This window comes from Mycobacterium sp. pUA109 (assembly GCF_041287095.1).
GTDB lineage: Bacteria > Actinomycetota > Actinomycetes > Mycobacteriales > Mycobacteriaceae > Mycobacterium.
The window spans coordinates 19,489-44,069 of record NZ_JBGGKS010000033.1; the positions used below are offsets into that span (position 1 = coordinate 19,489).

Sequence of the window (24,581 nt, forward strand, 5' to 3'; positions counted from 1 at the left end):
TAGTGAAGGCCGATACGGTGGGCGCCTAGTGTGCTCGCGAGCAGCAGGAGGTGCGGGATCATGAGTTGGGCCATGGCAGCACAGCCCAGTTCACCGGCGACCGGGATCTCGATGACACCCGGTTACGCCCGGACAGTCGCCCAGCTGGCCTATGTGTGGGGCTGGCCGTTGGTCAACATGATCAACCGAAACCACGTGATAACGCAGGCCCCACGACCGAGCCTGCTCAACGGCGTGCTCCCGGTGGCGCCCCAGGGCAGGCTGGCGATGCTGTCGAACTACATCGACCCCGGCGAGACGTTTGTCACCTGCCCCAACCAGGACGTCGTCTACGGGCTGGCGTATATGTCCCTCGATGAGCAACCGGTGATCGCGCAGGTACCCGATTTCGGCGACCGGTTCTGGGTATATGCGCTCTATGACGCGCGCACCGATCAGTTCGGGGAGCTTGGCAAACCGTACGGGACCAAGCCGGGCTTCTACCTGCTGGCCGGACCGAACTGGCGGGGCGACACCCCCGGCGGCGTGGAGAGTGTTATCCGCTGCCCAACCACGCTGGCCTGCGGGATCCCGCGGGTATTTATGGACGACACCCCCGAGGACCACAGCGCCATTCAATCGGTGATCAACCAGATCGACTTCTACCCGCTGTCCGACTTCGACGGCAACGTGAAAACCACCGACTGGTCCAGACTTCCTGTCCTTGCCGGTCCGCCGTCGGACACCGGTGGCGGCGAGACGAAATGGGTGGTGCCCGAGAAGTTCTTCGAGCAGATCGGCGGTGTGCTCGACGCGGTGCCACCGCTGCCCGGTGAGGAAGCCCTCTACGGTCAGTTCCGGGTTCTGCTCGACACCGCCATGCACAATCCCGATATCGAGAAGGTCCTTGTCGATACCGCGGTAGCCGCCGAGCGCGACGTCATCTCACCGTTCTTCGACTGGGTACATAACGGGCGCCCCGCGGGCAACGGCTGGAACCGCTCGACCAACAACGCCCAGTTCGGGCTCGACTACTTCAATCGGGCCGGCACCGCCAAATCAAATATGTTCGACAATCGGCCCACCGAAACCCAATACTTCTACACCGACAACGATTCCACCGGCGCAGCCCTGCACGGCGACCGCAGCTACACGGTGACCTTTCCCGCCGGGCAGGAGCCACCGGTGCGCGGGTTCTGGTCGCTGACCCTCTACAACGACAAGCACCTGTTCCACCCCAACGCCTTAAACCGATATTCGGTGGGCACGAAGAACAAGAACCTCAAACGGTCCGGCGACGGTGCGCTGACTATGTACGTAGGAGCGAAGTCGCCTGGAGCAGAACATGAGTCGAATTGGCTACCCGCCCCCAACGAGCACTTCTCGTTGTATATCCGCGCCTACTGGGGCCAACAAGGCATTCTCGACGGATCGTGGCACCCGCCGACCGTGCAGGCGACAACATAGTCAGCCGGGCGGCGCCGGGCTCATCGATGTCAGGTAGTAGGTTTCGGTGCCGGTCGGGTATCCGCCGCCCTCGGTGGCGATATGGACGTGGTCGTAATGGTTGGCGGTTTCCGAGCCGTAGTTCGCGGTCCAACTGGGTGCGCCGATGCCGGGGTAGAACCCTTGCCGCCAGATCACATGTAGCACGCCCCAGCGTTTCGCATTCGCCAGGGCAAACCCGGCGATTTGGTTGCCGAGTTCGATGCCCTCGTCGCTGTGGTAGTTCGGGATCATCACATCGATCGCCAGCCCGTTGGGATGCCACTTCAGCGCATCCTGCCGGGCGCCGCCGATCGTGGTGATCTCGGGGAACATCACGCTGATGGCACGCGCCACCCAGATGGTCTTGACTTGCAGACCCTGTTCCGGCGCGACACCGCGGGGCAACTCGAACTGAAAATCCCGGGCCATGACGGGCGCGCTGGCCGCCAACAAATTCGCCGCGGGAGTCGCGACGTGCGGCGCCTTCGCCGGCCCGGCTTCCTGGGCTGCCGCCGCGGGTGCGACCGGCGGCGCGGCACAGCACGGCGCCTCGCGGTCTTGGGCGTAGAGCATGGCGGCAGACACGCCGACGGAAACCGCGGCGGCCAGCCAGCGCCCCCGGCCCCTGGCTAACAAGCCTCTACCCACGAGCAGACCTTAACCGCCGCGTTCGCCACGGTGCGGCAGTATCCGGTTTTCTGGACGCTGAGAGTTTGCTGAAGATATGTCGACTGCCAGCTATTGCGGGTGGGTGGCCAGATAATCCGCGACCGGGATCGGTGCGGTCGCCGAGTAACCGACGGGCAGCACCACGTCACCGGCGGTGGTGTTGTAGTAGACGTCCCACCGGTAGTAGCCAGCAAACCCCGCGGGGTCGGCGGCGAGCACCGCGGCGTAGTCGTCGACCGCCCGCACATATTGGTCGGAGTTGTTGTACCGGAACAGGGCGTAATCGGGGTTGTCGGCGAAGCCGTTGGCGGCCAGGTAGCGACCGGCCGCCATGATGCTGTCCTGCGGTGAGTAGATGTCGCCGCCGTCGCCGTAGACGGCAAATGTTGACGGCAGGAACTGCATCGGCCCCTGTGCACCGGCGGTGCTCACCCCGGCGACCCGGCCGAAGCCGGTCTCGACCAGGTTGACCGCCGCCAGATAGGCCCAGCCGACACCGGTCGCCGATTCCGCGTGCCGGTAGTAGCCCAGCAGCTCCTCGGCGGGCGTCGGGGACACGATGCGCCAGGCGGGCAGCGTGTCTTTGGGACGGCTCATCACCAGCAGCTCGCGGCGGGCGTCGACGTTGTGGTCGTAGCTGTCCAGCAGCGACGCCGGAATGCGCGGCCGGGTGATCGGATCCCACTCGGGGTGCGCGCCGATGGCGCGGTACGCGGCCTGTTGACGACGCGCCGCCGCCGTCAGCACCTGTTCCGACGACGACGGGTTACGCAGCGCCTGCTCGTCGGCAACCAGGGCGTCGGCCAGCCGCGCCGGGTCGGAGGCCAACCCCGGTTGCGCGGTGTCGGGTGCCGGGCGCGGCGGCGCGGCGGCGAGCGTGGCCGTGGTGGTCGTGGCCGTCGGCGTGGCGGGGCGGGCCGAGTGCGAGCAGCCAACGACGCTCATCATGGCCGTGACCAGGACAACCAGGGTGGCGCGCCGCCGGGTACGGTTCCTCGCGGCGGCGGACCCCGGTTCAGCTATGTGGACACGATCGTCGCTCACTGTGTTCACTTCCCGGCGATTGCCTGAACGTACCCGCCGCAGCGTTCGCCGGCGGGTTCTCGGCCCGACGACGTAGAGTATCGCGAAAGCCGGCGCACGCGGTAAGGAGCAGCATATGCCGGTCCGCGCACACCGAACGCGCACCCGGCGACGCAGCTCGGGCCGCGCCGGGTGGCTGCTCTGTTTAGCCGTCGTGACCGGTCTGCTGGTGACCGCGCTGCCTGCGCCCAACGCCGCGGCGACGCCGCCGGTCCGCATCTCCCAGCAAAGCGAGCAGATCCTGCAAAACCTGTTGGCCGCCAGCACCAAGGCGGCCGCCGCGGGCCCAACCGAACGCTCGGACATACTGTCGCGGCAGTTCCTGGGCACCCCCTACGGCGCCAACACGCTCATCGGTTCGGCGACGGAGCCCGAGGTGCTTGTCGTGGAGCTGCAGAAGGTGGACTGTTTCACCTACGCCGACTACGTCGAAGCCTTGAAAAGATCCCGCAACCGCGACCAGTTCATCAACAGCCTTGCCGGGGTTCGGTATCAGGGCGGGGTCGTCGAATTCTCGCACCGCAAGCACTTCTTTACCGACTGGTCCGCGGTCGCGCCGGCGGTCGCCACCGACGTCACCGCCAGCGTTAGCCCGCACGCGATTCAGGTGACCAAGAACCTCAACCAGAAGGGTGCCGGCGGGGTGTACCTGGCCGGCCTGCCGGTGGTTTCGCGCACCCTCTCCTACATCCCCAGCCAGCAGGTCGACGGCGGCGCGGTGGGCCGGCTGCGCACCGGTGATTACCTCGGGGCGTACGCCGAAGATGGCGGCCTCGACGTTACCCATGTCGGCATCTTCATCGACACACCGGGCGGGCCGGTGTTCCGCAACGCGTCCTCACTGCAGGCAAACAACAAGGTCGTCGACACCCCGCTGCACGACTACCTGCACACCGTGCCCGGCGTGGTCGTGCTGCGGCCCGTTCAATAACGCGGAGATCATGTGGAGATCTCAAACGGCGCGGTCGTCCCGCTGAACGTCTGTGTCGCGCCGTCGGATTCGCGGGTGTCGCCATCGTAGCGCAGCCGATACCGGCCGGGCGGGGTGTCCGCCGGCACCGTCCAGGTCACCGTGATCACCGATGCCCGACGTCGCGCGCGGTGCCACCGGAAGGTGGTCGACCAGTCGCCGTCGTCGGCGACGGTGATCCAGCCGCGGTCGGTTTCGCGCTGCACCCGCAAGTAGGAGTCGCCGCGGCGTAGGTCGTTGTTCGGGTGGGCGCCGGCGAATACCGCCCGCACCGTCGCGCCCGGGTGGTAGCGGGCGTGCGGGGCTTCGAGGATGTCACCGTATCGGCGCCCGCCCACCGATGCGTCCGCCGCGGTGCGCGGACGGGGCCGTCGTCGATGGGACAGGTCGACCGGCGGTGCGCCGCCGGGCACCGGACGCCCGTCGCGCATCGCGGCGGCAAGGCCGGACACCACCTGCTGCAGCGCCGGCAGTTCCCAACGGCCGAACATGGTGCTGCCGCCCTCATAGCGCTGCGCGTCGTACTCCTCCGGGGTGGTCACGTAGTGCAAGTAGCCGTTGCTGTAGCCGGCGACCAGCACGTCACGCAGTTCGGCGCCGACGATGCCGGCCACGGTGCGGCGCAGCCGCAGCCCGGCCACGATGGTCACCTCGGCGGGAATGCCGATCAGGTACAGCTGCCCGATCCGCAGCAACTGCACCGGAGCGCGTTCGGCCATCAGCGGCAGGATCTTGTTCAGTCGGCTGCCGCCCACCACCGCGCCTTTGGGGGCGTGAGCATCCCGCAGTCGCGGCGACAGTCGGTACACCAGTTGCCGGACCAGGCCGTCGACGACGGGGTTGCGGCCCTGCCGCAGCAGCGGATACAGCGGCCCGGGGCCCTCCTCGGTGCCCGCCAGGGCGGCGGCGCCGGCCAGGGCCGGTCCGGTGCGGTGCTGGCGCCCATCGCCGCTGAACCGAGGGTCGACCGCGAAGTCGGACAGATCGATGTAGGTGGCGCGGGCGTCGAGACCGCCGACGACGTCGACTCCGGGGTCGGCGGCCAACTGGGCTGCGGCCGCGGTCTGCCGGGTACCGATGATCTGGGTGTTCGCGAACTCGTCCTCGGTGGGCCCGCTGCCGGGCCGCCGGTGCAGGTTCGGCGACATGTCCCCGGCGTTGGTCTGGGCGAAGGCTGCCACGAAGTCGGGCGGGTTGTCGGCCAGGTAGTCAACAGCGTGGTCGAGCCGTTCCCAGTGGTAGGCGGCATAACCCTTGTTGTCGCTGCTGATCAGGGTGTTGCGGTTGGTCATGCTGGTGCCGTGGGTGGCAAACCAATTGACCGCGCCGACCAGTCGGCCGCCGCGTTCGATGCGCAAGAGCGTGGTTTGCGGGTCGATCGCGTCCGGGAACTGGGCACGCTCGGCCGCCGGGTTGCGCGCAAACGCCGACGGCGACCGGTTGATGCTGGCGTCGTGCAGCTCCCCGCTGGCGATGCGCAGGGTGGCCGGTGCCAGGTCGGCATGGGCGCGGGTGACCGCCTCGAGGATGCCGTCCACGATGGCCCCGAAGGTCTGCGGCCGAAAGCCGTGGGTGTTGGAGTTGTACAGCCAGTGGTCGCCGTATCCGCCGGGGCCGCAGTGGGTGTGGGTCGCGGTGAGCATCACGTTGTCGAGCGTGTAGCAGCTGCCGTAGTCGGCGGTCAGGCGCCGCAAGACCTCGCGGTGCACGCTTTCCAGTAGCAGCGGGATCTCGCATACGACCAGCAGCACGCGGGCAGGACCGGACATGAACACGAAAGCCCGTGCCCGCAAACGGGTATGCAACCCGCTGGTCCGCTGGGTGCGCACGCCGTAGCCGAGCATCCCGCACTCGGCGGGTTCGCCGGTGATGTCGGCGATGCCGCGCCCGACCCGGTACTCGGTGCTCACCGGTCAGTCTCCCAGCACGCGGGTCAGGTACTCGTTGCCGAATACGCGTGCGGGATCGAGTTGGTCGCGCACCGCGACGAACTGGTCGAAGTGCGGGTAGGCCGGGCGCAGGTCCTCGGCGCTGCGGTGGTGCATTTTGCCCCAGTGTGGTCTTCCGTCCACCGACCGGGCGATCGCCTCCACCGCGTCGAAGTAGCTGCGGTGGTCGCGGCGGTGGTATTGGTGCACCGCGATGTAGGCGCTGTCGCGCTCATTGGCCGTCGACAGCCAGATGTCGTCGGCCGCGGCGAAGCGCACCTCGACCGGGAAGGCGATGAGTTCGCCGCTGCGCCGCAGATATGCCTCGATTTCGGAGAGCACCTGCGCAACGGCTGCCCGCGGCACCGCGTACTCCATCTCCCGAAACCGCACCGAACGCACCGAGGCGAAGACCCGATAGGAGCGGTCGATGTAGTCGCGGGCGGACAACGCGTGCGCGGAGAGCGCGTTGGCGCGCGGGATGAGGCCCGGCCAGCGTGTCGTGACACGCTGGATACCGTCGAAGACCTTGTTGGACAACAGCTCGTCGTCAACGTAGTGACGCAGCCGACCAACCGGGCGCAGCCCGGTGCCCGGCGGCACCCGGTTGTTGCGTTTGGTGAGCACCCGGCGGGTATGCGGGAACCAGTAGAACTCGAAGTGGTCGTTGTTATCGATGTTCGCGTCGAGGTCGGCCAGCACCGCGTCGAAAGATTCCGGCGCCTCGACGGCCGACAGCGTGTACGCCGGTTCGCACTGCAGCGTGACCGCGGCGATCACCCCGAGCGCACCCAGCCCGACGCGAGCGGCGGCGAACACGTCGGGGTTCTGCTGCGCGCTGCAGTGCAACAGCGTCCCGTCGGCGAGGACGAGGTCCAAGGCGCGTATCTGGGTGGCGATCCCGCCGAGCCGTGCGCCGGTGCCGTGCGTGCCGGTGGACACCGCGCCCGAGATGGTCTGCACATCAACGTCACCCAGGTTGGTCATCGCCAAACCCCGCTGCCACAGCGCCTCGTTGAGCGCACGCAGCCGGGTGCCGGCGCGCACGGTGACCAGCCCGCTGTCGCGGTCGGCGTCCACAATGCCGGTGAGGCGGTCCAGCCGTAGCTGAATGCCGTCGGTGGCCCCGATCGCCGTGAACGAGTGACCCGCACCGATCGGTTTGACGCGCAGCCCGCGTTCGGTGGCGCTGTGCACCGCGTCCTGCAGTTCGGCGACGGTACGCGGCGATGCGACGCCGGCAAGCCGCGCGGTGGCGGTGGCGGCCCAGTTCGTCCAGGTGGTCACGGCCTCCACTATGAATTGGACAGTCGTCCAAGTCAAGCTTGACTTGGACGTGCGTCCAGATGTTTGATGGAGGGCGTGAGATCGCGACTCCCGCAGGCCGAGCGCCGCGCCCAGCTGGTCGCGGCGGCCCTCGACATCGCGGTCGGCGAAGGCGTTGCGGCCACCACGATCCGGCGCGTCGCGGAGCGGGCCGGGGTCGCGCTGGGCGTCGTGCACTACTGCTTCGAGGACAAAGACGACCTGTTCGTCGCGTTGGCCGAGCGCATCGTGACCGATCTGCTTGCCGCCGCGTCCGGCGCGCGGGGCTTCGACGACGCCGAAGACCTCGCCGCCGCCCTGCAATGCGCGCTCGACGGGCTGTGGGAAGGCATTGAGGCCACCCGCGACGCGCAGCTGCTGACGTATGAGATCACCACTGCGGCGCTGCGCAATCCCGCGCTGAACCACGTAGCGGTACGCCAGTACGAGGTGTCGCGCGCCGCGGTCGGCTCGCTGCTGTCCCTGGCGGCGACGAGCACCAACTCGACCTGGCTGCACCCGGTCGACGAGCTCGCTGACGAAATGCTGGCGATGCTCGACGGCGTCACGCTGCGCTGGCTGGTGGACGGCGACAGTACGGCCGCGCGCGACCGGCTCGCCCGATTCACCGACTACCTGCGCGGTTACGCCAAGACCACCCGCCGGCGGCGAAAGGCCTCGGCATGACCGATCTGGATGCGCTCACCGCGGCCACCGCTGCGCTGGACCCGCCGCTGGTCGCGCTCGACCTGGGCGCATTCCGGCGCAACGCCGCCGACCTGGTGCGCCGGGCCGGCGGTAAGCCGGTGCGGGTGGCCAGCAAATCGGTGCGCTGCCGCTGGGCGCTCGCGCAGGCGCTTGCCACCCCGGGGTTTTCCGGCGTGATGGCCTACTCGGTGCGCGAGGCGATCTGGCTCGCCGAAAATGGCGTCTCCGACGTGCTTCTCGGCTATCCGAGCACCGACCGCGGCGCGCTGGCCGACCTCGGCGCCGACGCGGCGCTGCGGGATGCGATCACGGTGATGGTCGACGACGCCGACCAGCTGGCGCTGATCCGGTCCGCCGCCGGGCCCGCGCCGCTGCGGGTCTGCCTCGACGTCGACGCGTCGCTGCGCATCGGGCCGCTGCACCTGGGGGTGCGACGCTCACCGATCCGTACCCCGGCGGCCGCCCGTGCCGTCGCCGAAACCGCGCTGGCGCAAGGCTTCCGCGTCGTCGGCGTGATGTTCTACGAAGCCCAAATCGCCGGCCTGCAGGACACCTCGGTGGCAATACGGTTGATGAAGAAGGCTTCGGCGGCCGAACTCGCGCGGCGGCGTTCGGTGGTCGTGGAGGCCGTGGAGAAGGCCGTCGGCGCGTTGCAGATCGTCAACTCCGGCGGCACCGGCAGCCTCGAAATCAGTTCCGCCGATCCGTGCGTCACCGAGGTGACGGCCGGGTCGGGCCTGTACATGTCCGGCATCTTCGACCGCTACGACGCGTTCCGGTCGCGGCCGGCGCTGTACTTCGCGCTGCCGGTCGTCCGTAAGCCGACGCCGAAGATTGCCACGTTGTTCGGCGGCGGCTACATCGCGTCGGGGCCGCCGGGTCGTTCCCGGCTGCCCAAGCTGGCCAGCCCCGGATTGAAGCTGATCGGTACCGAGGCCGCCGGCGAGGTGCAAACCCCCGTCGTCGGGGCCGCCGGATGGCGTATCGGGGACCGGGTGTGGCTGCGCCACGCCAAGGCCGGCGAGTTGCTCGAACGCTTCGACACCGTGCACGTCGTCGACGGGGGCCGCATCGTCGAATCGGTGCCGTCCTACCGCGGCGAAGGCCGGAATTTCGGCTGACCAACCGGGACTCCGCAACCAGGGGGAAGAGATGGATTTTGGCGGCGCGGCCCACGGCGCGGCCCACGGCGCGGATGTCATCTTCACCGGTGGGGCAGTGGTGACGGTGGCCCCGGGTGCGCCCGAGGCCGAAGCGCTGGCCGTCACCGGCGGGCGGATCAGCGCCGTCGGATCGCACTCGGAGGTGATGGGGCTGCGGCGATCCGGCACGAAGGTGGTCGATCTGCGGGGGCTGGCGGTGCTGCCGGCGTTCGTGGAACCACACGGCCACCCGTTCGCGATGGGGATGGCGCTGGCGCCGCCGGCCATCGACGTGCGGCCGTTCACCGTCGCGACCGGTGCCCAGGTGTTGCAGAAACTCGCCGCGGCGACGAAGGCGGCGCCGAAAGACACTCCGATCCTGATGAACGGCGTGGATGTGCTGCTGCAACCGGATCTGCAGCTGCCGACGCGAACGCAGTTGGACATACTGGCACCGGACAACCCGGTCATCGTGATCGCGAACAGCGGTCATGCCGCGTACGCCAACACCGCAACGTTCGCCCTGGCGGGCGTCACCAAAGACACTCCCAACCCGACCGGCGCGGAGTTTGTGCACGGATCCGACGGTGAGCTGACCGGCGAGGTGCGGGAGGCGGCCGCGTTGCTGCGGCTGGCTGCACCACTTTTCCAACTTGCCGGAGCCGACCTGCCCACCAATGTGCGTTGGGCCTACCACCAGCTGGCGCGGGCCGGGATCGCCACCTGCAGCGACCATTCCTATCAGGCGGCGGCCCAATCCGCGCTGATGGCGCAGCTCGCACGGGAACCGGAGTGTGCGTTGCGGATTCGCGCTTACGAGATGGGCACACCGGCGCTGGCGCGCGACCCGGCCAACATCGCCGGCCAGCGCCCGGGCGCTGACGAACTGTTCGCCAAGATCGGGATGAAACTGTGGGCCGACGGGTCGCCCTGGCAGGGCAATATCTTCACCACCTTCCCGTACCTGACCACCGAAGCGACGGCCCGGATGGGCTTGGGGCCACACCACCACGGCGCGATGAACTACACCCCCGAGCAGGTCAGCGCGTTGGCGGCGGCGTTCGTCGACCAGGGCTGGCAACTGGCCTGCCACGTGCACGGTGATGCCGCCATCGACATCGTCCTGGACGCCTTCGAACACACCGGGGCGCCCCCTGACCTGCGGTTGCGGCTCGAGCACGTCGGCGCCATGCGGCCCGACCAGTTCGCCCGGGCGGCCCAGCTCGGGGTCACACCCAGCCTGTTCATCGCGCACGTCTACTACTGGGGCGACGTGCTGATCGACGAGTTGTTCGGACCCGACCATGGGGCGCACTGGATGTCGGCGAGGTCGGCCGTGGACGCGGGTCTGCGCATCTCGTTCCATAACGACGGCACCGTCACCCCGCCCGACCCGATCGGCAACATCGCCACCGCGGTCACCCGCACCGCCAAAGGCAGCGGCCGGGTGCTGGCCCCCGAGGAACGTCTCGACATCGACACCGCGATCCGGGCGCAGACCTTGGACGCGGCCTGGCAACTGCACCTCGACACCGAGATCGGCAGCCTGGAAACCGGCAAGTACGCCGACCTCGTCGTGCTCTCGGCCAGCCCGCGCAGCACGCCGCCCGACCAGCTGCGGGAGTTGGCCGTCGAAGCGACCTTCCTGATGGGCCGGCAAACCTACGGCGACCCGCTGGACTGAGCCTTGGTTCCGGTCTCACCTTGGCCGCGTCGGGCGCCAAGGTGAGATCAAGATCACAAAAACGGTCCTGCGATAGTTCAGCTCTCACAACGTATTTGGAACCGCCTCACAGGTGATCACCAAGTTCGCGTTACATGGCGGCAACTTTGAATTCCTAGCCTCGTTGCATAGCTTCCAACGATCACCGTTGCGATGCCGTCCCGGATAGCCACGGGATGCCGCGGCCCCGTGACAGACCACCGAGGAGATGCCATGACGCTGCTGGACGACCGCGCCGAGTTGCAGGTTTCCACCGATCAGGCGTGGACCGTGGCCTGCCCCTACGACTATCTGATCCCGGGCCGCGGCGTCGCGGTGCTGCTCGCAGATGGCTCCCAGGCCGCGCTGTTCCGTCTCGCCGACGGCTCGCTGCACGCCCTCGGTAACATCGACCCGTTTTCCGGCGCGGCGGTGTTGTCGCGGGGAATTGTCGGCGACCGCGCCGGTCGGGCCGCCGTGCAGTCGCCCATCAAGAAGCAGGCGTTTGCGTTCGACGACGGGAGCTGCCTGGATCACCCGGAGGTGACGGTGCCGGTCCACCCGACCCGGCTGACCTCCGACGGCTGGGTCCAGATCGGCCCCGCCGCCTGACCTGTGGTTTCGCCCGTCGGGATTGAGCCCAGGCGCCCCAGGAGCATCTTCTGTCCCTGTCCGGAGGATGACCACCTTCTCCAAACGGATATCGCATGCGATATCACGGTGGCATGGAACGGATGGCGGTGCTGGCAGCGATCAACCGCACCTGAGCCCGCTCAGCATGCGCTGTATCGCGGCCTGAAGATCTTGCCGGATGCGTTTGCGGTGCCGGGAGGGCGCCTCGGCGAGCGCGATGCCGGCATGGGTGATCATCCCCGAGATGACTTGGGTCATCGCATCGGTAGGAAGGTCTCCGGGTAGAGACCGGCCTGAATGCTGCCGTCCTGTCTGCGGAACGGCGGACGCCGCCCGCGCTTTTGCCCGCCTGACCGCGGCGATCTCGTCCGCCGACCTGGCCGCGGTACGACCCCAGCTAGCCCAGCTCACGGTGCCCACCCTCATCGTGTGGGGGACCGCCGATCGGTTCTTCCCGCTCAAATGGGCACGACGCCTTGCCGACCTGATCCCCGGCACCACCCAAGTCGCCACCCTTGAGGGTGCGCGGATGCACTTCCCGGACGAGCGTTTCGGCGAATTCGTTCCGCTCCTGCAACAGCATTGGGCGCAACACGGTGACTGAGCATCCGGTTAGGCCAACGCTGGCGGTGATCGCGGTTGCCGTGCATTGGTGGCGGCAGCGCTAAGCGCGTACAGAGCGGGCGCGCCGGTCAGGAGTACCGCTACCACAGTTATGGCAAAATATTGGTATGCGCACTACCATCGACAAGGCTGGCCGCTTGGTAATCCCCAAGTCACTCCGCGAGCAGTCGGGCATTACCCCAGGTGAGGTGGAGATAACCCTCGACGGGGCCGCCATCCGCATCGAAGGCGTGGCAGCTGACAACCTCGTTGAAGAGGACGGACTTCTGCTGCTGCCCAGTGGCGGGCCAGAGCTTGACGCCGACGCGGTGAGGGAGTTGCGGCTTGCCGACCAACGCTGAACACGTGCTGGTCGACACCAGCGCGGCCCTTGCGCTGGCGCAGCGCGAGAACCCATTCCACCCCGCCGCCAGAACGAGGCTCCTCGCATGCCGCCGTGGGATGTCGGGGCATGCCGCGGTGGAGCTGCTGTCGGTCCTTACGCGGCTGCCGCCGCCACACCGCCTTAGTCCAATTGCGGCGCTTCGCCTAGAGCAGACGAATTTTCCGGAGTCCCGCTTCCTGTCCGCGCCGGAGACGGAAGGTCTATTGCGAGAGCTTGCCGAAGCGGGCTTGGCCGGCGGCGCGCTCTACGACGGACTTGTCGGCGCGGCTGCCCGCAACCACAAGCTGCCGCTCATCACCTGCGACCGGCGGGCAGAACCGACATACCGCACGCTCGGCGTCAACTACGAACTCCTATCGCCGATCTCGCGGTGACCATCCGCGCTTCACATGCGCGGATACGTCGGATACTCGATACCGGACAAATACTGCACGGTGCGCACGACCTGACACGAGTAGCCGAATTCGTTGTCGTACCAGACATAGAGGATCGCGCTGTCACCGTCGACGATCGCCGCGTTCTCGTCGATGACGCACGCCGCACGCGAACCGATGAAATCGCTCGATACCACGTCGGTTGCCGCGGTGTAGTCCAGGCTGCGGCTCAGCGGTCCGGACAGCGATGCCTGGCGCAGGTACTCCAACGCCTCCTGTTTGGTGGTACTGCGCTTCAGTTGCAGATTGAGGATCGCAACGGAAACATCCGGCGTCGGCACACGAATCGAGTTACCGGTGATCTTGGCTTTCAGATCCGGCAGCGCCTTGGCCACCGCGGAGGCCGCACCGGTCTCGGTGAGGACTAGGTTGAACGGCGCGGACCGGCCGCGACGATCGGCCTTGTGGTAATTGTCCAGCAGATTCTGGTCGTTGGTGAACGAGTGCACGGTCTCCACGTGCGCCCGCACGATGCCGTACTCGTCGTCCAATGCCTTGAGCGGGGGAACGATCGCGTTGGTCGTGCACGACGCACACGAGAAGATCTGCTGCTCAAGATCCAGTGTGCGGTGGTTGACTCCGTGCACGATGTTGGGCACGTCCCCTTTGCCCGGTGCGGTCAGCACGACCTTCCCGATACCGGGCCGCAGGTGCCTGGACAAACCTTCGCGGTCGCGCCATTTGCCGGTGTTGTCAATCAGGATCGCGTTGTCGATGCCGTACTGGGTGTAGTCGACACTCGCCGGGTCGTCGCTGTAGATGAACTTGATGACATTGCCGTTCGCGACGAGACAGTTGTTGTCCTGGTCGACCTTGATGGTGCCGTTGAACTGTCCGTGAATCGAGTCGCGGCGCAGCAGCGACGCGCGCTTGGCCAGGTCGCAGCCCCCGTTGTTGCGCACGACGACAGCGCGCAAGTTCAGCCCGTTACCGGAGCCGGCCTTTTCGATGAGCAGCCGGGCCACCAGCCGCCCGATGCGGCCAAAACCGTAGAGCACCACGTCCCGCGGGCCCTGCGGCTCGCTCTTGTTTTCGCCGGTCACCTCGTCAAGTTGCGCTGCGGTGAACACCGGAATGGGCAGACCCCGATCGTCGGCTCGGTAGGCCATCACCAGCAGCCCGAGGTCGATCTTCGAAGGTCCCAGGTCGAGGTCGGCAAGCGCCTGCAGGAACGGGAAGGTCTCCTCGACCGTCAGTTCGTCACCGCTGAGCTGTCGCGCGAAGCGGTGGGTCTTCAGGATGCTGATGACCGATTTATTCACCAGCGACCGGCTGTGCAGCAACACCGTCACGCCCTTGGTCCGGTGCAGAGCGCCGATGATCGGAATCATCGCCTCCGCGAGGGCTTCCTGAGCGTTCCAACGGGCGAGTTCAGGCGTGTTCAAATCCATACGTCCTACGGGTTACGTGGCCCGCTCACAGTGAGCGGCGCCTCGATGGTAGCGAGCGCCAGATCGCACAACGCGGGTCGATCCCACTGTGAGGTTTCAGGCTGGCGTGTGTGTATACGGCAACGCAATTCGCTCGGCTGACGGGCGGCTGACCACCAACTACTTGGTTGTCGACGAGCCATCCAGCCGGTTGGTCGGGCACCCAGGCCGGGGTCGCCATCCGCGCGGTACGAAATGGGGGATGATCGGTAAACCGCCGGCGCCACCGCCGGAGCGGCAAACGAAGAAGGGAAACCCCATGGCCAAGCGGGCGCACCCAACCTTGTACCGGGACCAGAACGCCTGGCGTCAACTGCAGGAATTCCTTCCCGAGCGTCTGCGCCTCAAGACTGACGCCGACATGCCCATCGAAGAGTTCTGGGAGTGGCGCGGCCATCAGATCCATCTTGACCGCTACCCCAACGCGGACGCACCCGCCAAAGTCATCCTGCACCACGGCGTCGGCACCAACGGCCGGCAGATGAACCTCATCCTCGGCAAATGGCTCGCCGACAAGGGCTGGGAAGTCACCGCGGTCGACAACCTCGGCTACGGAATGACCCAGGTCGCCAAGGGCACCACCCCCGGCTACGCCGACTGGATTGAGATGGTCACCGACTACCTCGCTTATGAACGCTCGCTCGACGACCGGCCCATCGTCCTCTACGGACTGTCGGCCGGCGGCATGGTCGCCTACCACGTCGCCGCCCACGCACCTCGGGGCACGCTGTCCGGCATCGTTGGCATGACGTTCCTCGACCAGCGACACGACCACGTCGTCCGGGCGACCGCCCATGACAAGTTCACCGCGACCGTCGGCGCCAAGAGCGTGGCGATCGTCGCCAAGACGCCGCTGCGCAGACTCAAGTACCCGATGACGTTGGCGTCCAAGATGAGCGCACTGTGCAACAACGACGCGGCATTGCAGGTGTGTCTGGCCGACAAGACCTCCGCGGGTAACACAGTGTCGCTGAAGTTCCTCGACGAATACGCCAGCTACATCCCCGATATCGAACCGGCCGACTTCGACATCTGCCCGGTCCTGCTGACCCAGCCGGCCGAAGACCGCTGGACTCCACTGGAATTGAGTAATCCGGTCCTCGACCCAATCACCAAAGTCGCCGTCAACACCGTGATGCTCGACAACGCCGGCCACTACCCACTCGAGGAGCCCGGCTTGACGCAGATGCAGAACGCGATCGACGCGTTCGTACGCGACGTGACCAGCACAGGCTGAATGACTGACACCGTTGAGGTCGCCAAACCCGGCCTGGTGACCTGTTGCCAGGCAGTCGCCGGCTTACCCCTCGGCGTCATCCGTCCGCGGCGCCCCGACCAACAGTTCCTGGCGTCCCTGACGGACCACGGGTTACCCACGGCCGCAACGACAGTCGAGCTGATCACGTTGCCGCAGCGAGAAAGGATGGTTCCGACCCCGGCGATCGCCGAAGGAGTGTGGCGACCGGGACGGACCGCCAACCTGATCAACGCTTTCGTCATCCGCCACCCCAAGGCAACCGTCCTGGTCGACCCAGGTGTCTGTGTCGACGTCATCGATCGCGCGGTGGCCGAAATACCGTGGACCCTCCGGGTAGCAGTAAAACCCCGGCGCGACGTCATCGATATCCGCCAAGCGCTCGCACTCGCCGGCATCGACTACAGCAGCATCGACTTCGCCTTGCCCACCCATCTGCATTGGGATCACGTCGCCGGACTGCTGGACCTGCCCGGGCTCCCCGTGTATCTTCATCGGCCCGAACACAGCTGGATGATGAGCGGTCGGCTCGCGCCGCAAGGCGGCGTGCGTCCTGCGGTGCGCAACAGGCCCGTGACCCTCTACGAACTCGACGGCCCGCCCATCCTGAGCTTCCCGCGCAGCCTCGACCTGTTCGGCGACGGATCTGTCATCCTGGTCGACCTGCCCGGGCACACCCCCGCAAGCATCGGGATTTTGGCCCAAACGCTAACCGGCCCAACCCTGCTTGCTGGCGACGCCGTGTGGAGCCGTGTCCAAATCGATCGGTTTCGGCAAAAGGCGTCCTACCCCGGTTTACTCGCCGACGCCGACCGGAATGCGGCCTGGGAGACGCTGCACCGCCTCTACGCCATACGGCGCCAAGTCACCATCCTGCCCAGCCACGACCACAGCGCCCAACCGTGACGGGGTCCTCATGATCGATCGCGGCGCGGGCGAGCCGGTGGGGCCGACAGCGCCCGTGCGCGTCAGGGGGCTCCGCCTCCCGGCGAAGACCCCGCCTCCGCAATCGTCGGGTGGTCAGGCAGCTCGACCGGATACAGACGGTGGCTGTCGCGGAGACCTTTGAGTTCGACCTCGCGCGGCGGTCCAAGCTGAATATCGGAGCGCCCTTCGAGCGCGTCGCGGACCGGATCGCTGACGAGGATCTCACCGCCGCCGGCCTGGCCCGCGACGCGCGCCGCCATCGCCACATTGCGCCCGAAGAGGTCGTCTCCGCGCCTGAGCGACGTGCCCATGTGGATGCCGATTCGCACCCGGATGGATTCGAAGCGATCAGGGTTGTCAGACAAAGCCCGTTGCACCGCGATTCCGCAGAGCACGGCTTGCCCAGGATCGGCAAAGGCGATCATGAATCCGTCGCCCTGGCTTTTCACCACGTGACCACCGTGGTCGTCGACGCGGTTGTGGATGAGCTTGTTGTGGCGCTCGAGCACCTTGACCCATCCCTTGTCGCCTAAGGCCTCATTGAGTTCGGTGGAACCCTCGATGTCGGAGAAGGCGATCACGACCTGTCCGTCGGCTGTCAGCCTCGCCAGGTCAGGGCGTTCGACCTGCGCCCAGCCGGCAAGGTCCTCGATCGAGTTGCGAACGGTGGCGCCAATGCCTTTGCGCATCAGCGAATCAGCGGTGTGCCAAACCGTCCTAATCGCGAAAGGTGCGACGCCCGGGCGCCGCCTGCGACGCGGATTGCTTTGTCGGAGGCGTTGGAGTTCGCGTCGTGTTCCCGTCAACTGCCGGCGCGACACGATGAGCAACACTCCCAGCGCGATGATCCCGGCAAGTTCGGCGATGGCGACCGCCATCCAGATGAACGTGCTCATGGTTCTATCGCGGCCGCCGCGGGCATTATCACTGACCGATTATGACGGATGAGCCGTGCGGCACCCGGGTAGGAGGAGTAATGATTGTGGGGCCGCCGCAGTGGGTAGTCCTCTTTAGACTCACGTCCAGCCTGAGGACTGGACGCGTTTGAAGGGAGGGCTTGATGAATATGTTCATTCGTCGCACGGCGTGCGCCGTGGCGGTGGCATTAGCACCCATGACGTACACGGCAGCGGTGTTCCCAAGCGTGGCCTCGGCCCAACCTCCTGATTGCGGTGCGGGCAACTGGTGGAATCCGGCAGCCGACGCCTGCCAGCCCGTGGTGCCACCGCCACCGCCTGATTGCGGTCCGGGCAACTGGTGGAATCCGGGACCCGCTGCGTGTCAACCGGTAGTGCCGCCGCCGCCGCAGTAGCGAGACAGGATCGCCGCTGCCGGGTGAACTGTGGCTGCGAGGCAGCAACCTCCGGTTATACCGGGTTATACTCACGTCCGTGAAGACCGCCATCTCGCTCCCGGACGAAACTTTCGATCGGGTCACCCAGACCGCGAGTGACCTCGGCATGAGTCGCTCGGAGTTCTTCGCACGGGCGGCGCAACGCTACTTGGACGACCTGCACGCCCAGTCGCTCACTGGACAGATCAACAGTGCCCTCGAGCGCCTCGATCGTACCGACGAGGCGGATGCCGCCGCCGTAGCAGTCGGACACCGCGTGCTGGACGCCGTAGGCGATGAGTGGTGATCAGCCGCGCTGCTATCTACTGGACGGACCTTGCACCGCCGACCGGCAGCCGTCCAGCCAAGCGCCGTCCGATGCTAGTAATCCAGTCGGATCCGTACAACGCCAGCCGCCTCGCCACGGTGCTGGCCGCAGTGATCACCACAAATACGGCCTTGGCGGCGATGCCCGGCAATGTGTTCCTGCCTGCCGTCGCAACAGGACTCCCACGCGATTCAGTCGTCAACGTCACGGCGCTTGTCACACTCAACAAGACAGATCTCAACGACCGCGCCGGGGAGGTGCCGACGAGCTTGATTGTCCGTTTTCATTCGAGGTGAGGCATTGGATGGCCTGTGAGCTGCGGTGCCTCAGGTCATGTGAAAATCCCCTGCGCGTTTGAATGGGTGGTTTTTCACATGATCTGAGGCATTTGGGTCCGTCAATATAATTCAGCTCGTTCGAGCCTTCGTGATGATGTGATGGCCTTTTCCGGCTACCGGCCGACTGCCATTTCGGGCGCCGCGGCCGCGGCATGCTCGGCGGCGCAGGGCTGGTAGATGTCCACTGAGTGACAATGCGTTGATGGTGGCTTGCGATTTCATTTGGGGTAAATCGGCTTTTGGGGTGTGTAGCGAGACGGTTGTAGCTCTGACAGGTCGACGTTGTGTGGTGCGTGATCAGCTCTTGACGCCTGGTGAGCTCTCGGTCGGATTTGCTGCCCGATGGGCGTTTTCATTTGCGGGTGGCCCCGTGGTCATCGTTGGAAGTGACGGTCACGGTTGCTCGTTGGTGCCGTTCGGGCTGGGCCTGTTTGCGCTGGTGTGCGGCTAGGAAGTCATCGACGATTTTTGTGCAGTCGTCGGCGGTGGTGGATCGCAGTCCGGTCATTCGGGCGAAGGCGAGTGGTCCGACGAGTTGGCATATAGCGAGGTCGTGGTCGAGGTCGTCGAGTTCGGTGCCGGCTTCGCCGCCTTGCAGGATGGCGTCGAAGGGTTGCCGGTATTGCTCGATCACGCGTGCTCGCAGTGCGCGCGGAGGGTGCTCATCGCTGGGGTGGTCGATGGTCGTGGGGCCTAGAGCGAGCCAGGCCAGCAGGGTGATGTGCGCCGGCGCGTCGGCGAACAAGTTAGCTTGGCGAGTGAGTAGCTCGATGAGCCGTTCTCGCAGCGTGCCACTTGCCGGGGCCGGTGACGTGACTTGCGGCAGGAGCCGTTCGAAAGTGGCCGCAAGCAGTTGCGATGAGCTGCTGAAGTGGCGGTACAGGGTGGTTCGGGCGACCTTGGATGCTTTGGTGACTGCGTCGATGGTGACGGCTTCGATGCCGCCGCTGGTGAGCAGCGCGGCCGCGGCGTCGAGTAGGCGGTTGCGGGAGCGGATGCGGCGGGGGTCGATGTCGTCATCATCTTCGCTGTGGACTGGTGCCTGCTCGCCGCTCACACCGACTCACCTCACCTCGTTCTGAATTCTTCTGGCGCGCGGACGCCGCTACCCGGCCCATTATGGTACCACCAGTAGCGCACCGAAACGGCTGGTAGTCAGGGGTTTCGGCGAGCTGCGTAAGGGTTGTTGGGTAGCAGGTGCCGCGGGTTATCTGCACGACTCGACGGGGCCCGGCGGGGCCGCCGCCACCCGATCATCACTAAAAAGATACACCTAGTAGCGCAGCGCTACTAGGTGTACTATTCGGGCACCGCTCGCCGATGCGTCGAGGGAGGCGCCATGTATGCCGCGTGGATCGAAGATTGTGTTGTGCAGCGAGTGTCGTTGCATGACGGGGTGGTATTGGGGTTCGCCGATTACAACGAGGTGGTGATCTCTCGGCCGCTGCGTCTGACGTTGCCTGCCGTCGGCGAATTCCCGGTCGAAATGGTGCTCATTGATCCCGATCGGGTCGCTGTTTATGAGCGTCCGTTGTTCGATTTGGCGGGCACGGTGTGCACCAGCGCCTGGTACGGCGACGACGGTGCGCTGCACCTGGGGTTTTCTGCAGGGCACCGGATCGACGTCGACGCCGAGGCGGATGCCACAGCCTGGGAGTTGTACGGCAAACATCACGGCTATATGGCGTGTTTGCCTAGTGGGCGGGTTCGGGTGGTTCGCCACGATCTGCCCGAGGACGCCGGCGTCGATACCGCGCTCCGGTGATGCGGGGGGCGGCGCCTGACGGTGCGTACGCGCGTGTCGAGGTTGGGCACCCTGGCCCGTGTGATGGCGTAGCGCTACCAACAGTGTTTGTTGGGGGGTGCGGTTGTGGTGGCTGAGGGCGATTGGGGGCCATCGGGCACCGCGACATCGGTGGCGTTTCGCCGCGGCGGCCGCGTGCTGCACAGATCCTCCTCTGGTGAGTACAGTGCGCGGCTGGCAGCACTGGCCCGGTTCACGGTGCGTCATAAGGCGTGGGTGATCGCGGGCTGGCTGGGGGTCGCGGTGGTGCTGGCGTTGCTGTTTCCGCAGTTGGAGACGGTGGTCCGCCAGCAGTCCGTCAACCTCATTCCGCGTGATGTGGCGTCGTTTCAGACCGTGGATCAGATGAGCGCCGCGTTCGGTGAGCAGGGCTCGCAGACGATGTTATTCGTCGCGATGGAAGACCCAGCCGGATTGACCCCGCCGGTGCGCCAGCACTACGAGCAGCTAGTTGCGCGGCTACGCGCCGACACCGATCACGTGTTGCTGGTTCAAGACTTGCTGGCCGATCCGGTGACCAAGGCCCATACGCTCAGCGAGGATCACCAGGCCTGGTTTTTGCCGGTGGGGGTGGCCGGCACATTGGGTGATCCGGCGGCGGCCGAATCGGTGCAGGCCGTGCGCGCGATCGCCGATGCGGTATTCGCCGGCTCGTCGACAACGGTGTATGTGACGGGCCCGGCGGCCACGTTCAGCGACCAGATCGCCTCGGCTGAACATGATCTGTTGCTGGTGTCGATCGCCACTGCCGGGCTGATCGCACTGATCTTGCTGATCGTGTACCGGTCGGTGTTCACCGCGGTATTACCGCTGCTGGTGATCGGGGTGAGCCTGGCGGTGGGGAGGGGCGTGCTTTCGGCGCTCGGTGAGATCGGTATGCCGGTCTCGCAGTTCACCGTGGCGTTCATGACCGCGATCCTGCTCGGGGCCGGCACCGATTACACGGTGTTTTTGATCAGCCGCTATCACGAGCAGCGCCGCGCCCACGTGCCCGCCGACGCGGCGGTCATCGCGGCCACCGCCAGTATCGGGCGGGTGATCGCGGCGTCCGCGGCGACCGTGGCGCTGGCGTTTTTGGCGATGGTGTTCGCCCGTCTGAGTGTGTTCGCCGGGCTAGGTCCAGCGTGCGCGGTGGCGGTGTTCGTCGGGTTCTTGGCGACGGTGACTTTGTTGCCGCCGGTGCTGGCGTTGGCCGCCCAACGCGGGATCGGTGAACCCAAATCCGATCGCACCCGCCGCTATTGGAACAGTGTCGCGGTCGCGGTGGTGCGTCGCCCCGTCACACTGTTGATCACCAGCCTGGTCCTCCTGCTGGCCCTGGCCGCGGCCGCGGGGATGATGAAGATCAGCTATGACGATCGCAAAGGACAGCCCGCCACGACCGCCAGCAACCAGGGTTATCAGTTGCTGGATCGCCACTTCCGCAAAGATGTCGTCATCAGCGAATTCCTGGTCGTGGCCAACCCCACCGATATGCGCACCGCCAAAGGGCTGGCCGACCTCGACGAGATGGCCTCCCGGGTGGCCCAGGTGCCCGGGGTCACCAAAGTCTCCGGTATCACCCGCCCCACCGGAGAACGTCTCGAACAAGCACAGCTGTCCTGGCAAAACGGTCAGATCGGCGACAAAATGGCCGGCGCGGTCGCCGACGGTGACACACGAAAAACCGACCTCGTCAAACTGACCGACGGCGCCGATGCGCTCGCCGGTGGACTGGCTCAACTCGACGCCACCGTGCGCACCGCCCTAACCCCGCTGGCCGGGTTATTGACGAACGCGCAGTCCGGCACCCAGGCCCAACGATTCCTACCGCTGCTGCACCAACTATCGGCGAGCGCCCCAACCATCGATGAGGCCATCCAATCAGGACCCGGCCTGCGGTCCTCGGCGGAGCAAGCCCAAAACGCTATCGCGATCGTGGATCCCCTGGCCGCGGGTCTGGCCGAGTCGCCGTGGTGTGCCACCACACCGCAGTGCGCCCAGATCCGCGATCAGATCCAGGTTCTGGTCAGCCTGCGTGACAACGGCTTCTTCGATCAGGTCGCTGACCTGGGCGATCACTACAACCCGGCCACCAACGCCACCGTCACCGCCACGCTGGACGAGGTCCAATCCGCTGTCACCGCACTGGATAAGGCGTTCGGGGCCCTCGGGAACCCCGCGGATCTGAGCGCCAATATCGGCCGCCTCCAAGACGGTATCGGCCAACTCTCAGCCGGCGCCCACGCACTGGCGGGCGGGGTGCACGCGCTGGCCGACAGCAACATCGAGATGCTGTCGAAGATGGGTCAGGTCGCTGCCCAACTGCAGAACGCGGCACACGCCAGCACCGGCTCGGACGCCGCCAGCGGCTTCTACCTGCCCCCCGACGTCTTCGATAACCGCCAATTCGCCGCGGTCGCCAAACAATTCCTGTCTCCGGACGGCAAGACCGCGCGTTTCGCGATCGAAACCGCGTTCGATCCCTACAGCATCGAGGCGATGAAACTGGCCCACCAGATCACCGCCGCCGCCCAAACCGCCCGCCCGAACACCGCCCTGGCCGAGGCCTCGATCTCGGTGGCCGGGTTCCCCGCCGTCAACTCCGATATCCAGCAACTGCTGCGGGCCGACTTCGCCCAGCTCGCCGCCGCCACCTTGCTCATCGTCGGGCTGATCCTGGTGCTGCTGTTACGGGCCTTGCTGGCCCCGCTCTACCTGCTGGGCACCGTGATACTGAACTACCTGGCCTCGCTCGGTATCGGCGTGCTGATATTCCAAGGAATGCTCGGCTACGAAATCGCCTGGCCGGTGCCGCTGCTGGCGTTCATCATCCTGGTCGCCGTGGGTGCCGACTACAACATGCTGCTGGTCTCGCGGCTACGCGAGGAATCCGGCCGCAATATCCGCGTCGGGGTGCTACGCACCGTCGCCAACACCGGATCGGTCATCACCTCCGCGGGCATCATCTTCGCCGCCAGCATGTTCGGCCTCATGATCGGCTCGGTCGCGATCATGATCCAAGTCGGACTCATCATCGGCTGCGGTCTGCTGCTGGACACCTTCCTCGTACGGACCCTGACCGTCCCCGCTATCGCCACCCTGCTCCGCGAAGCAAGCTGGTGGCCCAACACACCGCCAACGATCAGCGACAACACCGCCATAGACCGAGGTTAACCCTATGCATGACCCGCGACACCGGGGCCACCAGCACAGCCCAAATGCCCGGCTAAACCCAACAGTTCTCGCGAGGAGATAACACCAAAAGATCATGACCTTCACCGTCAACTCCTACCCTGTCGATTCCCTCCCGCAAGTGCTGCGGCGGGGGCGGTGGCCACGCCGAGGATGTACACGCCGTGGTTGACGTTGTCGAACGGCTCGACGGGGACGCTGCAGTGCAGCGCCACCCCGCCGGTAACGCCCTGATAGCGGGGGCGACCAAGTGATGCAAAAGCAGCCCCGATGGGCGCAACTCCTGATCGCGTCCACCGCCGCCATCGCCCTAGCCTGTACGGTCGCGCTGGCGCTTCAAACGCTTGACGACCACGCCTCTGCACAGATACACGAATCTGGGGTGCTGCCCGGCTCCGACGATATGGCCACCCAGCAGGGGTTGCTGCCCGGCCAGATCAACCCAACCGCGCCCCCAGACTCAATGACCGACATACTCAACCGAATGGCGCAGAAGGCATCGCCGCCCCCGCCCGCAGACCCACTGTCCGACATGGCCGATCTACTCATCTGGCTACCGCAGCACATTGCACGGCGCATGACCCGCGATCAGGACACCGCCAATCTGTGCAACCCGCTGGCAATCCTTTTCCCCTCGGTTTCACCAGTGGCTACTTCCAGCACCAACTGCTCAGCGAAATCCACGTCGTAGGCGTCGGGCAGGTCAATACCATTGACGCGCACAACGCCCAAGCGCCGCCCACGCTGGCCGCTTGTTGCCGTCCACAAAGGCGTGCTTAAGCACCAGCGAGTGCAAGCAGCCTTCTCCCACAACATCGATATGCGCCGTCGTCGAACACACCGGCCTGCACACGCGCGTCCACGGGTCTGCTGCATGAACAGGTGACATCTGAGTTGGCTTGCCCCGTGGGGTGGGCTGGAAGGATGTCAGCATGGCAAGGC

General features: G+C 66.3%; 23 protein-coding genes. 16 read left to right on the forward strand and 7 right to left on the reverse strand.

Going from position 1 to position 24,581, the window contains the following annotated elements:
• Nucleotides 1-60 precede the first annotated feature (60 nt).
• The gene (locus tag ACAG26_RS26200; RefSeq protein WP_370486005.1) at nt 61-1,446 is read left to right on the forward strand and encodes a DUF1254 domain-containing protein; all 1,386 of its coding nucleotides are present in this window, start codon (nt 61-63) and stop codon (nt 1,444-1,446) included.
• On the opposite strand, the gene ACAG26_RS26205 is transcribed toward ACAG26_RS26200, so the two are convergent.
• Nucleotides 1,447-2,121 (reverse strand): glycoside hydrolase, encoded by a 675-nt coding sequence (locus tag ACAG26_RS26205; RefSeq protein WP_370486026.1) that lies wholly within the window; start codon nt 2,119-2,121, stop codon nt 1,447-1,449. It abuts the gene before it with no gap.
• An 84-nt stretch (nt 2,122-2,205) separates the two neighbouring features.
• On the reverse strand, nt 2,206-3,081 hold the full coding sequence (locus tag ACAG26_RS26210; RefSeq protein ID WP_370486006.1) for a transglycosylase SLT domain-containing protein: 876 nt from the start codon (nt 3,079-3,081) through the stop codon (nt 2,206-2,208).
• 214 nt (nt 3,082-3,295) lie between these two features.
• Between ACAG26_RS26210 and ACAG26_RS26215 the strand changes: the two genes are divergently transcribed.
• Nucleotides 3,296-4,150, forward strand: a complete 855-nt coding sequence (locus tag ACAG26_RS26215) for a DUF1460 domain-containing protein (RefSeq protein ID WP_370486007.1) — start codon at nt 3,296-3,298, stop codon at nt 4,148-4,150.
• 8 nt (nt 4,151-4,158) lie between these two features.
• Here ACAG26_RS26215 and ACAG26_RS26220 read toward each other — a convergent pair whose 3' ends face one another.
• Both ACAG26_RS26220 and ACAG26_RS26225 read right to left on the reverse strand, forming a co-directional pair.
• Entirely contained in the window at nt 4,159-6,099 is a 1,941-nt protein-coding gene (locus tag ACAG26_RS26220; RefSeq protein ID WP_370486008.1) for a neutral/alkaline non-lysosomal ceramidase N-terminal domain-containing protein, read from the reverse strand.
• Nucleotides 6,100-6,102: 3 nt separating this feature from the next.
• A complete protein-coding gene (locus tag ACAG26_RS26225; protein ID WP_370486009.1) occupies nt 6,103-7,413 on the reverse strand; it encodes a D-arabinono-1,4-lactone oxidase in 1,311 nt (436 codons plus the stop codon).
• A 66-nt stretch (nt 7,414-7,479) separates the two neighbouring features.
• On the opposite strand from ACAG26_RS26225, the gene ACAG26_RS26230 reads away from it, so the two are divergent.
• From ACAG26_RS26230 to ACAG26_RS26260, 7 genes are all read left to right on the forward strand, one after another.
• Entirely contained in the window at nt 7,480-8,109 is a 630-nt protein-coding gene (locus tag ACAG26_RS26230) for a TetR/AcrR family transcriptional regulator (protein WP_370486010.1), read from the forward strand.
• Complete coding sequence (locus ACAG26_RS26235; RefSeq protein ID WP_370486011.1) at nt 8,106-9,251, forward strand: alanine racemase; 1,146 nt, start codon at nt 8,106-8,108, stop codon at nt 9,249-9,251. The genes ACAG26_RS26230 and ACAG26_RS26235 overlap by 4 nt, the downstream gene beginning before the upstream one ends.
• A gap of 31 nt (nt 9,252-9,282) precedes the next feature.
• Nucleotides 9,283-10,956 (forward strand): amidohydrolase, encoded by a 1,674-nt coding sequence (locus tag ACAG26_RS26240; RefSeq protein ID WP_370486012.1) that lies wholly within the window; start codon nt 9,283-9,285, stop codon nt 10,954-10,956.
• Between the two features lie 252 nt (nt 10,957-11,208).
• Complete coding sequence (nirD, locus tag ACAG26_RS26245; protein ID WP_370486013.1) at nt 11,209-11,586, forward strand: nitrite reductase small subunit NirD; 378 nt, start codon at nt 11,209-11,211, stop codon at nt 11,584-11,586.
• Between the two features lie 433 nt (nt 11,587-12,019).
• Nucleotides 12,020-12,211 carry an alpha/beta fold hydrolase gene (locus ACAG26_RS26250; protein ID WP_370486014.1) on the forward strand — a complete coding sequence of 64 codons (192 nt, stop codon included), beginning with the start codon at nt 12,020-12,022 and terminating at the stop codon, nt 12,209-12,211.
• Between the two features lie 127 nt (nt 12,212-12,338).
• On the forward strand, nt 12,339-12,572 hold the full coding sequence (locus ACAG26_RS26255; RefSeq protein ID WP_370486016.1) for an AbrB/MazE/SpoVT family DNA-binding domain-containing protein: 234 nt from the start codon (nt 12,339-12,341) through the stop codon (nt 12,570-12,572).
• Nucleotides 12,556-12,990, forward strand: coding sequence for a type II toxin-antitoxin system VapC family toxin (locus tag ACAG26_RS26260; RefSeq protein ID WP_370486017.1), 435 nt, complete (start codon nt 12,556-12,558; stop codon nt 12,988-12,990). Before ACAG26_RS26255 ends, ACAG26_RS26260 begins: the two co-directional genes overlap by 17 nt.
• Nucleotides 12,991-13,001: 11 nt before the next feature.
• On the opposite strand, the gene ACAG26_RS26265 is transcribed toward ACAG26_RS26260, so the two are convergent.
• Nucleotides 13,002-14,435 (reverse strand): glyceraldehyde-3-phosphate dehydrogenase, encoded by a 1,434-nt coding sequence (locus tag ACAG26_RS26265; RefSeq protein ID WP_370486027.1) that lies wholly within the window; start codon nt 14,433-14,435, stop codon nt 13,002-13,004.
• A gap of 304 nt (nt 14,436-14,739) precedes the next feature.
• Here ACAG26_RS26265 and ACAG26_RS26270 point away from each other — a divergent pair, with 304 nt between their 5' ends.
• Nucleotides 14,740-15,717, forward strand: a complete 978-nt coding sequence (locus tag ACAG26_RS26270) for an alpha/beta hydrolase (protein ID WP_370486028.1) — start codon at nt 14,740-14,742, stop codon at nt 15,715-15,717.
• On the forward strand, nt 15,718-16,641 hold the full coding sequence (locus ACAG26_RS26275; protein ID WP_370486018.1) for an MBL fold metallo-hydrolase: 924 nt from the start codon (nt 15,718-15,720) through the stop codon (nt 16,639-16,641).
• Between the two features lie 62 nt (nt 16,642-16,703).
• Here ACAG26_RS26275 and ACAG26_RS26280 read toward each other — a convergent pair whose 3' ends face one another.
• The gene (locus tag ACAG26_RS26280) at nt 16,704-17,558 is read right to left on the reverse strand and encodes an adenylate/guanylate cyclase domain-containing protein (RefSeq protein ID WP_370486019.1); all 855 of its coding nucleotides are present in this window, start codon (nt 17,556-17,558) and stop codon (nt 16,704-16,706) included.
• 495 nt (nt 17,559-18,053) lie between these two features.
• Here ACAG26_RS26280 and ACAG26_RS26285 point away from each other — a divergent pair, with 495 nt between their 5' ends.
• Both ACAG26_RS26285 and ACAG26_RS26290 read left to right on the forward strand, forming a co-directional pair.
• Nucleotides 18,054-18,302, forward strand: a complete 249-nt coding sequence (locus ACAG26_RS26285; protein WP_370486020.1) for a ribbon-helix-helix protein, CopG family — start codon at nt 18,054-18,056, stop codon at nt 18,300-18,302.
• The gene (locus ACAG26_RS26290; protein WP_370486021.1) at nt 18,296-18,619 is read left to right on the forward strand and encodes a type II toxin-antitoxin system PemK/MazF family toxin; all 324 of its coding nucleotides are present in this window, start codon (nt 18,296-18,298) and stop codon (nt 18,617-18,619) included. The genes ACAG26_RS26285 and ACAG26_RS26290 overlap by 7 nt, the downstream gene beginning before the upstream one ends.
• Nucleotides 18,620-19,013: 394 nt before the next feature.
• On the opposite strand, the gene ACAG26_RS26295 is transcribed toward ACAG26_RS26290, so the two are convergent.
• Entirely contained in the window at nt 19,014-19,718 is a 705-nt protein-coding gene (locus ACAG26_RS26295; protein WP_105368862.1) for a TetR/AcrR family transcriptional regulator, read from the reverse strand.
• 282 nt (nt 19,719-20,000) lie between these two features.
• Between ACAG26_RS26295 and ACAG26_RS26300 the strand changes: the two genes are divergently transcribed.
• The 3 genes from ACAG26_RS26300 (at nt 20,001) to ACAG26_RS26310 (ending at nt 24,330) form a co-directional block, all read left to right on the forward strand.
• Nucleotides 20,001-20,426 (forward strand): DUF6188 family protein, encoded by a 426-nt coding sequence (locus ACAG26_RS26300; RefSeq protein ID WP_370486022.1) that lies wholly within the window; start codon nt 20,001-20,003, stop codon nt 20,424-20,426.
• A gap of 150 nt (nt 20,427-20,576) precedes the next feature.
• Nucleotides 20,577-23,621 carry an MMPL family transporter gene (locus ACAG26_RS26305; protein WP_105368863.1) on the forward strand — a complete coding sequence of 1,015 codons (3,045 nt, stop codon included), beginning with the start codon at nt 20,577-20,579 and terminating at the stop codon, nt 23,619-23,621.
• Nucleotides 23,622-23,889: 268 nt separating this feature from the next.
• Nucleotides 23,890-24,330 carry a hypothetical protein gene (locus ACAG26_RS26310; protein ID WP_105368864.1) on the forward strand — a complete coding sequence of 147 codons (441 nt, stop codon included), beginning with the start codon at nt 23,890-23,892 and terminating at the stop codon, nt 24,328-24,330.
• Nucleotides 24,331-24,581: the final 251 nt, after the last annotated feature.